Consider the following 11,095-nt stretch of genomic DNA (forward strand, 5'->3'; position numbering starts at 1 on the left):
TCTCAACTGAACTGGAGCACCGACCATGAACCGACTTCCCTCTCTCGACGACTACGACGTCCAGGGCGTGAACCTCGACGAGGCCGCTCTTTGGGACGACGACATCAGGTACGCGGTGGAGGCCCGTTCCGACTCAACGTCGCTCGAAGGTTTCTCGATCGAGCAGCTCTGACGGACCTCCGTGAGTCGACTTACGGAGCTACGCGAACCCGAGACACACGAGGAGAGACATGACTGAGTACACCGCGCAGTGCCGTTGGGCGCGCAAAGACCGCATGGTGGCGCGCGTCTGCGGTGACAGCGTCCACATCGACGGCTTCAGTAACGACACCATCGAGTCGGATGTTGCCCTGACCTGCGACGCCGCCCGCACCTTCGCCCGCGGCATCCTCGCCCTGGCCGACGAGATCGACGGGGGAGAGGCGAAGGAGGAGGCGCCGAAGCGGGAGATCGAGGTCGGCGACACCATTCGCATCCTGGAGGACCGCGCGCAGGGCGCTGGGGTGTACGTCGGTGAGACCTACACGGTTCGTGCAGTGACCGACGATGCTGCCAGTGACTTCAACGGCCCGATCAAGGTGGACGGCGAAGGGTGCGACGACTACTGGCACCTGAGCCGCGAGAGTGTCGAGCTCGTCGACGAGCCGGAGCCCCTGGCCGACTGGGAGCGCGAGCTCCTGGAGTCGACGCCGGCCGACGAGCCCGCTCCCGCCCGCAGCTCCCGCGCGAAGTACGTCGAGGAGGCGCGCGAGCTCCTTGGACGCCTCGCCGGCGCCGACGACATCATCCGCCTCGCGGAGTTCCTCGCCGACGGCGAGTAGCGCGAAGCGACCCACGGACCATCAACCACACACGAGGAGAGAACATGACCACAGTCACCCTGAACTGCCGCATCGACGAGGACGACTACGTGAAGGCGTTTGTCGACAGCGACGGCGACGTCCGGATCGAGATGCGATCCGTCGTCGAGAACCACATCTATGCCACCCCCGAGACGGCCGCGGAGTTCGCGCGCGGCATCCTGCGGCTCGTGGGGGAGCGGACCGACAACGACACGGACTTGACGGTCGGTGACCTCGTCGAGGTGACGAAGGACCGCGACTACAACGCGGACTGTGTCGGTAGGCGCGGCGTCCTGAAGGTCATCGACGACGACTCCATTCCCTACCTCGTCGAGGGCGTCGGGTGGGTCATGGAGGTCCGCAAGGTGAAGCAGGCTGACGCCTCGTCGTCTTTCGCCACCCACGTCGACGAGGCGAAGCGGCTCCTCGCCTCCAACTCTCCGACAGCCGCGGACATCGTCGCCCTGGCGCGCGAGCTCGCCGACCGGGCGTAGCTCCGTAAGTCAACTTACGGAGGTTGGCCGATAGGGATTGTGTCGGACGACATAACCGTGCCATAGTCGGGGCAACGCAAGGCACACACGGGGCGCTCCGCACCGGGGCGCCCCAGGGGAGGGGATGAGATGAACAGCATTCGCGAAGCACTGGAGTCCATGGTCGACCGCGAAGGCATCAGCCACGTGTGGCGATTCCGTAAGGGGCTTATTGAGCTCCCGGAGGGTATGCGGGCGGCGAATCACGACACGGTTCTCCGCGAGACGGAGCTGTTCGTCGAAAGCGCGAAGCGCGCAGCGCTGTCCAACTAGCCGAAACGCCCTCCGGGGCGTCGCGCGGGAGATGGCCTCCCGCCCTGATGAGGCAGGCCGCAGGAGGAGAGATGGAAGCCGTCGTCCGAGAGATAAGGCATGAGGTCCGAATAGACCTCACGGAAGCCCCGCCGATTACCAACCTTGTAGGCCGCACGCGAAAGCCTGTCGGCCTGCGGATCACCTACGGTCGGCGGCCGGACATCGACCGCGTGGACCTCGTTGTCGAGTACCGAGATGAAGCGGAGCTGTGGCCTCCTGTGCATCCGACACCGGAATGGGTCTGCGACCTTATCGAGCGGCACCAGCCGGCGGACGTTGACGCGCCCCACGAGTTCCGTAGTTCCGGTATGGGCGGCTGGCGTCAAGCCGCTTGAATGCCCGCCCCGCATAGGCAAGCCCGACCACGAGGTACCCCCAGTACCTCCGGGCGCGCGGTTCGAATCCGCGGCGGGGCACTTCCCACCGACTTCCCTGACTAAGGAGCACTCGTGATCTACAAGCTCACCGACGGCATCCGCGTCCGGACACACCATATGGGCGACGACTACGGGACGGTGGAGTTCGAGCGGTACCGCTACACCCCGGAGAAGGAGACGCTGAGCGTCTCCTACCTCAACGGGGAGGACGCGAAGGCCTACATCCGCGCCCTGGCCGTGCTGGACGCGATCCGCTACGGGCAGGAGTTCAGCTCCCGACCCGAGCAACTCGCCCACACCGGTCTCACCGAAGCCGCCCGCGCGACCATCCTCGGAGCAACCGTCGTCGCCGTTGCAACCGTCGGCCTCGTCGTCGCCCCCGACGCGCATGCGCCGTCCCGTCCACTCCTGCGCGACGTCACCTCTGCTCCCGTCGTGACGCCCTCTCCGAACTCCCCATCGCCGTACCGCCCGGAGCCCCGGGAGACGAGGCGGACGGACCGGAGCGGGGAGCGCGAGACACTGGCGCCGTCGCCCTCCCCGACTGTGGCGAAGCCCTCGACGACGCCGACGACGAAGCGCCCAATACCGAAGCCTCCGGCGGACATTCGGATCAGCTTCTACCGCGACTGCACGGGCTACGCACAGCAGTGCATCGACGCGGGCTCCCTGACCCTGTACGCCGGGCGGATCCTCGCCGGCCACAACTACATGGGTTATCAGTGGCTTTCGCGCGTCGCCGTCGGCCGCACGGTGCGCGTCATCTCCGGTCCGATGGCGGGGACGTACAAGGTGTACGGACACCTGACGATCCCGCGCCAGGGCGGAGCGATCCCGGCGTTCTCCGGTTCGCCTGCGCTCGTCCTCCAGTCGTGCGAGGGGAGCGGGACGGGGTTCTCGCTGCTGCGTCGAGTATGACTTTCCGCTAGTCACTTGCGTTGCCACCTGAACAGAGCGTCGAGGAGGACTTTGAACATGCCTCCAGTGGCGCGGATGATTGCGGGGCGAGCGGCCTCCGATGTGCCGCGTAGGGCGTAGCACGCGACGAGCACAGCGCCGGCGACGACGACGAGGATTACGAAGAGCACCACGATGGCGGCGAACACCCACGGGGCCAGGCTGTCGGCGGACACAACTCTCCTCTCAAAGCTGCTGCCTTCGAGAGGGCACCACCCTTTGGCGGCGCTACAACCTCAACGAAAGACAGTTTCCTGCCGACGCGGTGCCCGCTGAACCGCGCTCCGCCGAAGCGGATGTCGTTGAGGCCGAATGTGTGTTCGACGCTCGGTACTGCTCGGTACTGCTCGTTGCGGGCGAGCCGACACGGCCACCGGGCCGGCTCTCATGGGGCGTTCAGAAGCCCCGCACGTCCCTGAGGTCTCACTAGCACAGGAACGGGATACGTCTCTTACTCGTGACGGCGCCTTGGCGGCGACGCCTTCCTTGTCGTAGAGGAGTTCAGCACGGCGCGGGGGATTGCGCCAACTCCCTGCGGTTGGGGGAGCCGACGCTGTATAAGGCAGGGCCGTCCTCCGTAAGTCGACTCACGGAGCCCACTCAGAGGTGTTGTGTCGGCCGACATGTGTGTGTCATAGTCGCTTCACGCAAGGAACTCACGGAGGGGCCATCATGCAGACGATCCCCACCGCCGAAGACATCAAGGCGCGCCGTGTGGTCCGGTTCGCCCGTGGGCACCTTGCTGAGCACACCGATTGGACGGGCACGCTAGTCGGCTACAACACCCTCTACGACACGGTGCACGTCTATGTCGACGCCCCGGGTAACCCGGAGTCCGGCAGTAAGATCACGTACAGCCGGAAGGATGTCGAGTGGGACTATGCGGCCACCGCTGAGGAGCCGGCTGTCGAGACCATCGCCCCCACCGTTGAGCACCGCGAGACCCTCGTCCGTGCCGCCGGCGTCGAGCGCGTCATCCGCACGGAGATTGGCGGGAAGGTCCGCACCGTCAAGCAGCTGGAGACCGCGCACACGAAGGCCGTGAAGGCGGCCCTCGTAGAGATGCGCCGCGCCAACCTCCCCGCTTTCAAGGAGGCCGCACGTACGGCGGAGGAGGCCGTGAAGCGGATCGGCCGTCGCTGGATCGAGGAGGAGGCCGCGAAGCGGGCGCGCAACATCGTTCGACGCGTGGAGCGCGGAACGCTGCACTCCCACGGCACTTACGACGTCGCTTCGATGTGCAAGCCGCACCCGCCCGTCCGCTTCATGGAGGCCGTTCCGGAGTACCTCGTCGAGGTCGAGCCGGGCCACTACGCGACCGAGGAGGCCGCGGAGTCGCTCGCCCTGTTCTAGTCCCTTGGAGCCCCTGCGAATTGCGGTCGCGGGGGCTCCTCCAATAGCGCTAGTCACGCATGGAGGGGTCATGACTACGTTCACCACCCAGCAGCACATCACCGCCCGTCAGATCCGCGGAGGCGACGTCTTCGTCCTCCACGGTCACGAGCGCACGGCCGCCTGTAGCACCTGGCCGACCGCGCTGCGCGGACACGTGCACATCAGCTTCGTGGGCGGGGGAAACGCCGTCATTCCCGCCGACCGTCCGCTCACCGTCACGCGCACCGTGGCGACGGCATGACGTACCGCATCACGCTCCAGTGCGGAGCGTCCGGTGTCGTCAACGAGCTCACCAGACGCCGGCTTCTGCGTCAGGCGGACGCCGGCGGGTGGGAGCGGACGAGGGTCCGGGGAGGGGACGTGGTGACGCTGCCTGAGGGGAAGCTCGTCGCGATCCTGCGAGCTCCGTAAGTCGACTAACGGAGCTCGCGACGGGGTTGTGTCGGACGACATGGGTGTGCCATAGTCGAGTCACGCAAGTAACTCACGAAGGAGACATCATGACGCTCACGCTCACCCCCGTCGTCAAGTCCATCCCCGCGACCGACCTGAAGAAGCACGACGTCCTGTGCGGAGACGACGGGAAGCCGTTCGCGGCCATCGAGACCGTCTTCGCCGACGCCCTGGGCGGCATCGTGGTGGCGACGTACAGCCTGGACGACGGCGCCACGTGGCTGCCCGTGGACTTCCCGGCGGGTACCACCGTCGTTGTCCTCGACGAGGAGTCCCCGACCTTCACGGACGTCATCCTCGTGACCGGCCAGGATGGCGTGGAGCACGCCTACCCGGTCTGCGCCGACGACGATTGCACGGACACCGTCGTCGAGCAGCAGGAGGAGGCCGACCCCGTGACGGTGAGCGGCGTCGCCCGACGACTCGGTTCGGCCACTTGCACGGTGTGCGGCAAGCGCGCCTAGTACTACCCGCGGAGCCCCTGCCAATTGCGGTGGCGGGGGCTCCTCCGTAAGTCGACTCACGGAGCTCACTCTCAGATGTTGTGTCGGCCGACATATGTGTGTCATGCTTACGGCACATAGAGAGGCACTCACGAAGGAGCCCGACATGAACGCCGCCGACGCCCGCCACTTCCCCCTCAGCTTCCGCGCCTACCGCATGTGCCGGATCATCGTCGACCACTTCTTCGCCATCGGCCACCACGAGGAGATCGTTTACGGCGACCACCCGTTTCTTCACCGCGTGATGATCGACCTCACGAAGGAGCTGGGGGAGTACGACGACTACGAGTCCGACGGGGGCCGTCGCTACGGCGCTCTCTTCTTCGCCGTGGACGCGATGAAGGCGTACCACTCCGACCCCCGCGACATCGGCTTCTTCATGCCGAAGTGCTAACGCTAGGCACCCTCGGAGCCCCTGCCAATTGCGGTGGCGGGGGCTCCGGCTTATCAACCACTCACACCCCACGCACACTTACGAGGAGCCATGTCCAGACTGCGTGACCCGTTGCTGCTCCAAGCCGTCATCGCGGCTGCACTCTCCTTCGCCCACATCCACGACATCGCGGAGGCTGCGGGACAGACCGGTTGGAAGGCGTGGGCCTACCCCGTGTCTGTCGACGTCCTGCTGGTCATGGCCTGGAAGCGTGTCAGAGAGGCAGAGGAGGGCGAGTCCGTCGCGGCTCCGCGCCTGTGGTTTTGGCTGTCGCTTGCAGCGTCCATGAGCGCCAACATCGCGACGGCCGGCGTCATCGACCTGGAGCACCCCCCGACGGCGCTCCGTGTCCTCGTTGCTGCCTGGCCCGTGCTCGCATTCTTCGGTGGCTCGCTCCTCGTCCATTCGCGCAAGCCGCGCGCGGAGGTGGCACTCTCGGAGCCACAGACGGCCCGTCAGGAGCCTGCGGGGGAGCCGGAGGAGGAAGAGGCCCCGGAGCCCGTGAGCGCCGCTCCACGGCCCAACCTCGTGACGTACGCGGAGGCTGCGACTGAAGCCGGCGTCGAGGACACAACTATCCGCGGAGCAGCGAACGGCCCCCGCGCGCGGCTGACGAAGTACAAGACGAACGAAGGCCCGCGCGTCGACCTGGACGAGGTCCGTAAGGTCTACAGCAAGCGCCCCGTGGGCGTGTGAGGAGAGAAGCTTCGAAAGAGATTGTGCAGGACCTTACGAGCCTTTACACGAACGCGCGGGAAGATCAGGGAGAGTAATGCTGAGTCCCGACGGATACCAAACCCTGTCCCTGCTGGAGCTGACGGGTGACGCCCCGGTCACGGCCGTCACCCGACGTTCCGCGGTACTGCTGAGGTACCTCGTCGACGCCGGGTACGTGACCACGTATGGGGGTCCCGACCCCGTCAGCGGCGAGACACACGCCATGATGACGATCACCGACGGGGGACGGTCGGCCCTGGCGGAGTACCGAGCAGCACAGACAAGCGAGTGACACCGAGCCCCCGTCGAACACACTGGCGGGGGCTTCGTTGTGTCCGAAATGACATAATCAAGCGTGTGAACGAGTTGCCCCCGGATCCTGCGCGCCTCCGTCTCATCCTTCGGCACCTGGAAGGGGCGGTAGCCGAGAACGCGACCGTTCACGTGTACCTCGACATTCAGCGGAGCAAGGTCGCTGATGCCCTGAAGGCTGCGGAGGAACCGGACGGGCGGAAGCCGTCACCACCGACGGCCGACGCTTGACACAGCCCCCGTCGGACGTCCCGGCGGGGGCTTTCGTGCGTCCGGAGTCGGACTCATCCACGACTAGATCCGGCCATGCCGCGCACGGAGTTCTATGCACTCTTGACGCCCGGTGTCGTCGGGCTCATGGTCGTAGAACATTGCGCAATCCGCGTGACGACGGAGGACACCATGGCTCTACGATCATTCGGCAAGGACCCCGAGACCAACGGCGACCACTGCCCGACGGTGTGGTTGAACGAGGAGAAGCAAGAGCTCGTGTTCCAGGGATGGAAGGCGGACGAGGCTCTCCAGGCAGAATGCCTTGTGACGGGACCTATCCCCGACAGTGAGGCAGTCGTCCGGCTGCCCGTACGCATGGCGCAGCAGATCAGGGAGGCCCTCGATGCCGCAGAGCGTTCCGCCGTTCGCTGAGCTGCTTGCAGGGTGCTCGCGTTCCGCCGTCCACCTGGAGACGCGGGACGTCTACGGCGTCGTCGAGGAAGACGAGGACTTCGCCGCCTGGCGCGCGGGGCACCGGTACGACCTCGCCGACCGCTCGTCATGGTGGAACGGCTTCCACGACACTGTGGCGGACGCTGTGCGCCGCGGAGTCGTCATGCGTCGTGCTCGCGTCGTATCGGAGCCCGTGAGCGACTACATCCGCTACGAGCACTCGTGTACGCCGCAGAACCTCGCGGCCGGCGAAGACGTCCGGTGGCTCCCGCGCCGTCTCGCGTCGGACCTCCTGCTCCCGGGCAACGATCTGTGGATCTTCGACGACCGACTGATCCGGTTCAGCCTGTTCGCTGGTGACGGCCGGTTTGTCGAAGATTTCATGGAGGACGCCGAAGACGTCGTAAAGCGTCACGCGGAGGCGTTCGAGGCAGTCTGGGACCGCGCCATCCCGCACGAGGACTACCGGATCTGAGCGACGCCCACTGATGCAGTCTCCCTACCCGTCCACGGCACTTGACGCCGCCCGCCGCGCCATCGCGGAGCAACTCCGCGAGATCCGACGTGACGCCGGCTTGTCGGGTAGGGAGGTTGCGTCGCGCGCGGGGTGGCAGCCCTCGAAGGTCTCCCGCCTCCAGAGCGCCACGACGCCCCCGTCCGACGAGGACATTCGCGCATGGTGCCTGGCGTGCGACGCCACGGACCGGATCCCGGATCTCCTCGCCGCGAACCGCACGGCCGATTCCATGTACCTGGAGTGGCGCCGTGTCCAACGCACCGGACTCCGACGGCTCCAGGAGTCCCGCATCCCGCTGTACGAGCGAACGCGACAGTTCCGCGTCTACAGCTCCACCGTGATCCCGGGGTTCCTCCAGACGTATGAGTACGCCTTCGCCCTCCTGGGGAGCATCGCGCGCGTCCACGGGGCACCGGACGACGTAGCCGACGCCGCCTCTGCACGCGTCGAGCGCTCCCACATCATCCGCGAAGGTGACCACCGGTTCGCGATCCTCCTGGAGGAGTCCGTCCTCCGCCACGTCGTCGGCGACTCCGCCACGATGGCGGGGCAACTGGGTTACCTCCTCTCCGTCATGGCGTTGCCAGCCGTGTCCGTTGGCGTCGTGCCCGCGGGGCGGCAACGGGACATGTGGACGCTGGAGACGTTCACCGTGTTCGACGAGGAGCGCGTTCACGTGGAGCTGCTGACGGCAGCAGTGACCGTCAACACGCCCGGAGAGATCGCTCAATACACCCACGCATTCGAAGAGATGACGGCTCTTGCGGTCTATGGGGCGCCGGCCCGGTCACTCATTTCCGCGGCGATTGACTCGCTCGACTGAAGTCGCATAGAACTTCGTAGAACTCTGTGGAATGCGCCCCCGCCGCACGCCTAGTTTCGAGGCATTGAAGCCCGTGGCGGAGGTGGAGGAATGGCGGCACAGACGACGCAAGAGAAACCGGTGGAGCTTCCGTGTCCGACGTCCGTCGAGCCGAATCCGGCCCCCGGGTGCGATGTGTGCGGAGCGTGTCTCCGACAGTGGAAACAGGCTACGGATCCCAACAGCCCGGCCTATGACCCGTCGCATGCCTCGGACCTAGCAGTCGAGATCCGGCGTCATCCGCACGAGTGGAAGAAGGCTCGACGGTGACTCCGCAACCGTTTCCGCTGATTAACTCGCTCCTCGATCTTGACCGCGTTCGCCCGCGAGAGTGGACCGAGTGCGTGAAGTGCGTGGAGATCCAACGCACTGACGACCCTTTGGCACCCGACGTATGGGCGTGGTGGCACCTGAAAGCCAACCCGGGGCACGACAAGTTCCGGACCGTCAGTCAGAAGAACTTCCGCGTGTCGGACGACGGCCCTGTCCCGGGTGTTGAACCTGACGCCTGCGGCGCGACGACCAAACTCCCGGCTGAGTTCGTTGACGTCGAGCGGCGTGTAGTGGGTCTCGACTGGTCCGCTGTCGTGGTGACGTGCAACGCGGAGCCGCACGAGGACGACGAGCACAGCGGGCCACTGACCCTAAGAGGCGCTCCGCACGGGGTCTACTTCTGGTCCGCGCCCACCCCATAGACCCGCGGACTGGCGCCCCGTGCGCCGGCTCGCGGTGGGGCGGCAGGAGTCTGTGAGGTCGGCACTTCGCGACTCCTGCCCGCTCCGAATCCCTCTCCGCCCGGCTCAGCCTCCCTCCATGCCTTCGGAGGGTGCGGGCGGAGGGGGAGACCTCCCGGTCGCAAGCGAACGACCGACGTTGACCAAACTCAGCAGCTTTCCCGAAGGGGGACAGCTATGCGCAGCATGCTCGGAGTCGTCTGGACGTGGCCTCCCCAGCCGAAGCCCGACGACGACCCGCCCACTCCTCCGCCCAACGACTAGGAGAAGGTGCTCATGGCTCCCATCGGCCGCAACCGCATCCCGACTCAGAAGGATCTTGATCGAGAAGACTGGGTCGTCAACCAGGTCGGTGGCCGTAGGTACTGCCTCGCCCACCCGACTCAGGAAATGATCCCGATGGGTGCCGTGGACATGTGCCCGCTGCCTCACGACGAGCACGAGCGGCCAGCCGAACGAAACGCCAGTCAGAAACCGTAAGGCCCCGCGCCCTTGGGTAGTGCTTGTTAGGGTGCGGTTCACGAGCCCCGTTCGCTTCCTCCCCCGTGGAGGCGGACGGGGCTTCGTGGTGTTTTCGCAGGTCAGGTCATATGATAGACTAAAGTAGCAACTAGACCGGATCTTCCGGTCCGACCACTATCTGAAGATGGGCTCCGGGGACGGCCTGCCCGGGCCCACCGACGCCTGGATCACACTTGCCGGTCTCGCACGTGAGACCAAGCGCATTCGCCTCGGCACCCTGATGACCGCCGGCACCTTCCGGCTGCCCGGCGTGCTTGCCATCCAGGTCGCCCAGGTCGACCAGATGTCCGGCGGCCGCGTGGAACTCGGGCTGGGTGCGGGCTGGTTCGAGGAGGAGCACAAGGCGTACGGGATCCCGTTCCCGAAGGAGAAGTTCGCGCGGCTGGAGGAGCAGCTCGCCATCGTCACGGGGCTGTGGGCGACCAAGGCCGGCGAGACCTTCGACTTCCACGGCAGCTTCTACGACTTGACCGAGTCGCCCGCCCTGCCCAAGTCCGCCCAGGACAGGATTCCGGTTCTGATCGGCGGGCACGGCGCCACCCGTACTCCGCGGCTGGCCGGCAAGTACGCCGACGAGTTCAACATGCCGTTCGCCTCGGTCGAGGACAGTGAGCGGCAGTTCGGGCGAGTGCGTGCCGCCGCCGAGGACGCCGGGCGCAAGGGCGACGACCTCGTCTACTCAAACGCCCTCGTGGTGTGCGTGGGCAAGGACGAGAAGGAGGTCGCCCGTCGTGCCGCCGCGATCGGGCGGGAGGTCGACGAGCTCAAGGTCAACGGCCTCGCCGGGTCTCCGCACGAGGTCGTCGACAAGATCGGCCGGTACCAGGAGATCGGCTCCCGGCGGATCTACCTCCAGGTCCTCGACCTGGACGACCTGGACCACCTGGAGCTCATCTCCTCCCAGGTTCAGTCCCAGCTGTCGTAGCGCCTGACCTGCCTGACCCCTTCGCGGCCCCC

Annotated in this window: 18 protein-coding genes, 1 other RNA gene and 1 pseudogene; 19 read left to right on the top strand and 1 reads right to left on the bottom strand. The window is 66.4% G+C overall.

The window, feature by feature from the left end; translation table 11 throughout:
* Positions 1 to 25: 25 nt before the first annotated feature.
* The 7 genes from ACZ7L5_RS01115 to ACZ7L5_RS01145 all read left to right on the top strand — a co-directional run bounded on the left by ACZ7L5_RS01115 (position 26) and on the right by ACZ7L5_RS01145 (position 2,985).
* Positions 26 to 172 (top strand): hypothetical protein, encoded by a 147-nt coding sequence (locus tag ACZ7L5_RS01115; protein ID WP_471513323.1) that lies wholly within the window; start codon positions 26 to 28, stop codon positions 170 to 172.
* Between the two features lie 58 nt (positions 173 to 230).
* Entirely contained in the window at positions 231 to 821 is a 591-nt protein-coding gene (locus tag ACZ7L5_RS01120; protein ID WP_471513325.1) for a hypothetical protein, read from the top strand.
* 44 nt (positions 822 to 865) lie between these two features.
* On the top strand, positions 866 to 1,336 hold the full coding sequence (locus ACZ7L5_RS01125) for a hypothetical protein (protein ID WP_471513327.1): 471 nt from the start codon (positions 866 to 868) through the stop codon (positions 1,334 to 1,336).
* A gap of 129 nt (positions 1,337 to 1,465) precedes the next feature.
* On the top strand, positions 1,466 to 1,648 hold the full coding sequence (locus ACZ7L5_RS01130; RefSeq protein WP_471513329.1) for a hypothetical protein: 183 nt from the start codon (positions 1,466 to 1,468) through the stop codon (positions 1,646 to 1,648).
* An RNA gene (locus tag ACZ7L5_RS01135) (hammerhead ribozyme type II) lies at positions 1,647 to 1,710 on the top strand. Before ACZ7L5_RS01130 ends, ACZ7L5_RS01135 begins: the two co-directional genes overlap by 2 nt.
* A 9-nt stretch (positions 1,711 to 1,719) precedes the next feature.
* The gene (locus ACZ7L5_RS01140; protein WP_471513331.1) at positions 1,720 to 2,025 is read left to right on the top strand and encodes a hypothetical protein; all 306 of its coding nucleotides are present in this window, start codon (positions 1,720 to 1,722) and stop codon (positions 2,023 to 2,025) included.
* Positions 2,026 to 2,139: 114 nt separating this feature from the next.
* Positions 2,140 to 2,985 carry a hypothetical protein gene (locus ACZ7L5_RS01145; RefSeq protein ID WP_471513333.1) on the top strand — a complete coding sequence of 282 codons (846 nt, stop codon included), beginning with the start codon at positions 2,140 to 2,142 and terminating at the stop codon, positions 2,983 to 2,985.
* A gap of 11 nt (positions 2,986 to 2,996) precedes the next feature.
* Here the strand turns inward: ACZ7L5_RS01145 and ACZ7L5_RS01150 are convergent, their stop codons facing one another.
* Positions 2,997 to 3,200 carry a hypothetical protein gene (locus tag ACZ7L5_RS01150; protein ID WP_471513334.1) on the bottom strand — a complete coding sequence of 68 codons (204 nt, stop codon included), beginning with the start codon at positions 3,198 to 3,200 and terminating at the stop codon, positions 2,997 to 2,999.
* 496 nt (positions 3,201 to 3,696) lie between these two features.
* Here ACZ7L5_RS01150 and ACZ7L5_RS01155 point away from each other — a divergent pair, with 496 nt between their 5' ends.
* The 12 genes and pseudogenes from ACZ7L5_RS01155 to ACZ7L5_RS01210 form a co-directional block, all read left to right on the top strand.
* Entirely contained in the window at positions 3,697 to 4,377 is a 681-nt protein-coding gene (locus tag ACZ7L5_RS01155; protein ID WP_471513336.1) for a hypothetical protein, read from the top strand.
* Positions 4,378 to 4,447: 70 nt separating this feature from the next.
* Entirely contained in the window at positions 4,448 to 4,660 is a 213-nt protein-coding gene (locus tag ACZ7L5_RS01160) for a hypothetical protein (protein ID WP_471513338.1), read from the top strand.
* Positions 4,657 to 4,830 (top strand): hypothetical protein, encoded by a 174-nt coding sequence (locus ACZ7L5_RS01165; RefSeq protein ID WP_471513339.1) that lies wholly within the window; start codon positions 4,657 to 4,659, stop codon positions 4,828 to 4,830. Before ACZ7L5_RS01160 ends, ACZ7L5_RS01165 begins: the two co-directional genes overlap by 4 nt.
* An 89-nt stretch (positions 4,831 to 4,919) precedes the next feature.
* Entirely contained in the window at positions 4,920 to 5,336 is a 417-nt protein-coding gene (locus tag ACZ7L5_RS01170) for a hypothetical protein (protein ID WP_471513340.1), read from the top strand.
* A 145-nt stretch (positions 5,337 to 5,481) separates the two neighbouring features.
* Positions 5,482 to 5,769 (top strand): hypothetical protein, encoded by a 288-nt coding sequence (locus tag ACZ7L5_RS01175; RefSeq protein WP_471513342.1) that lies wholly within the window; start codon positions 5,482 to 5,484, stop codon positions 5,767 to 5,769.
* 90 nt (positions 5,770 to 5,859) lie between these two features.
* Positions 5,860 to 6,504: a DUF2637 domain-containing protein gene (locus ACZ7L5_RS01180; protein ID WP_471513344.1), complete on the top strand. Its 645-nt coding sequence runs from the start codon at positions 5,860 to 5,862 to the stop codon at positions 6,502 to 6,504.
* A gap of 76 nt (positions 6,505 to 6,580) precedes the next feature.
* Entirely contained in the window at positions 6,581 to 6,817 is a 237-nt protein-coding gene (locus ACZ7L5_RS01185) for a hypothetical protein (RefSeq protein ID WP_471513346.1), read from the top strand.
* A 422-nt stretch (positions 6,818 to 7,239) separates the two neighbouring features.
* Positions 7,240 to 7,482, top strand: a complete 243-nt coding sequence (locus ACZ7L5_RS01190; RefSeq protein ID WP_471513347.1) for a hypothetical protein — start codon at positions 7,240 to 7,242, stop codon at positions 7,480 to 7,482.
* Positions 7,454 to 7,978 carry a DUF6879 family protein gene (locus tag ACZ7L5_RS01195; protein WP_471513348.1) on the top strand — a complete coding sequence of 175 codons (525 nt, stop codon included), beginning with the start codon at positions 7,454 to 7,456 and terminating at the stop codon, positions 7,976 to 7,978. Before ACZ7L5_RS01190 ends, ACZ7L5_RS01195 begins: the two co-directional genes overlap by 29 nt.
* A gap of 13 nt (positions 7,979 to 7,991) precedes the next feature.
* Positions 7,992 to 8,843, top strand: a complete 852-nt coding sequence (locus ACZ7L5_RS01200) for a helix-turn-helix domain-containing protein (RefSeq protein ID WP_471513350.1) — start codon at positions 7,992 to 7,994, stop codon at positions 8,841 to 8,843.
* Positions 8,844 to 9,226: 383 nt separating this feature from the next.
* Complete coding sequence (locus ACZ7L5_RS01205) at positions 9,227 to 9,577, top strand: DUF7848 domain-containing protein (RefSeq protein ID WP_471514463.1); 351 nt, start codon at positions 9,227 to 9,229, stop codon at positions 9,575 to 9,577.
* A 652-nt stretch (positions 9,578 to 10,229) separates the two neighbouring features.
* Positions 10,230 to 11,063 (top strand): annotated as a pseudogene (locus ACZ7L5_RS01210) (LLM class F420-dependent oxidoreductase); the annotation flags it as partial.
* Positions 11,064 to 11,095: the final 32 nt, after the last annotated feature.

The organism is Streptomyces sp. NPDC107528 (genome assembly GCF_055639295.1).

What these genes read in the sequence shown, in the direction of transcription:
- ACZ7L5_RS01115 (WP_471513323.1), top strand. Translation starts at nt 26, where the DNA reads ATGAACCGACTTCCCTCTCTCGACGACTACGACGTCCAGGGCGTGAAC.
- ACZ7L5_RS01170 (WP_471513340.1), top strand. Translation starts at nt 4,920, where the DNA reads ATGACGCTCACGCTCACCCCCGTCGTCAAGTCCATCCCCGCGACCGAC.
- ACZ7L5_RS01125 (WP_471513327.1), top strand. Translation starts at nt 866, where the DNA reads ATGACCACAGTCACCCTGAACTGCCGCATCGACGAGGACGACTACGTG.
- ACZ7L5_RS01190 (WP_471513347.1), top strand. Translation starts at nt 7,240, where the DNA reads ATGGCTCTACGATCATTCGGCAAGGACCCCGAGACCAACGGCGACCAC.
- ACZ7L5_RS01180 (WP_471513344.1), top strand. Translation starts at nt 5,860, where the DNA reads ATGTCCAGACTGCGTGACCCGTTGCTGCTCCAAGCCGTCATCGCGGCT.
- ACZ7L5_RS01160 (WP_471513338.1), top strand. Translation starts at nt 4,448, where the DNA reads ATGACTACGTTCACCACCCAGCAGCACATCACCGCCCGTCAGATCCGC.
- ACZ7L5_RS01165 (WP_471513339.1), top strand. Translation starts at nt 4,657, where the DNA reads ATGACGTACCGCATCACGCTCCAGTGCGGAGCGTCCGGTGTCGTCAAC.
- ACZ7L5_RS01195 (WP_471513348.1), top strand. Translation starts at nt 7,454, where the DNA reads ATGCCGCAGAGCGTTCCGCCGTTCGCTGAGCTGCTTGCAGGGTGCTCG.
- ACZ7L5_RS01200 (WP_471513350.1), top strand. Translation starts at nt 7,992, where the DNA reads ATGCAGTCTCCCTACCCGTCCACGGCACTTGACGCCGCCCGCCGCGCC.
- ACZ7L5_RS01140 (WP_471513331.1), top strand. Translation starts at nt 1,720, where the DNA reads ATGGAAGCCGTCGTCCGAGAGATAAGGCATGAGGTCCGAATAGACCTC.
- ACZ7L5_RS01120 (WP_471513325.1), top strand. Translation starts at nt 231, where the DNA reads ATGACTGAGTACACCGCGCAGTGCCGTTGGGCGCGCAAAGACCGCATG.
- ACZ7L5_RS01185 (WP_471513346.1), top strand. Translation starts at nt 6,581, where the DNA reads ATGCTGAGTCCCGACGGATACCAAACCCTGTCCCTGCTGGAGCTGACG.
- ACZ7L5_RS01155 (WP_471513336.1), top strand. Translation starts at nt 3,697, where the DNA reads ATGCAGACGATCCCCACCGCCGAAGACATCAAGGCGCGCCGTGTGGTC.
- ACZ7L5_RS01130 (WP_471513329.1), top strand. Translation starts at nt 1,466, where the DNA reads ATGAACAGCATTCGCGAAGCACTGGAGTCCATGGTCGACCGCGAAGGC.
- ACZ7L5_RS01175 (WP_471513342.1), top strand. Translation starts at nt 5,482, where the DNA reads ATGAACGCCGCCGACGCCCGCCACTTCCCCCTCAGCTTCCGCGCCTAC.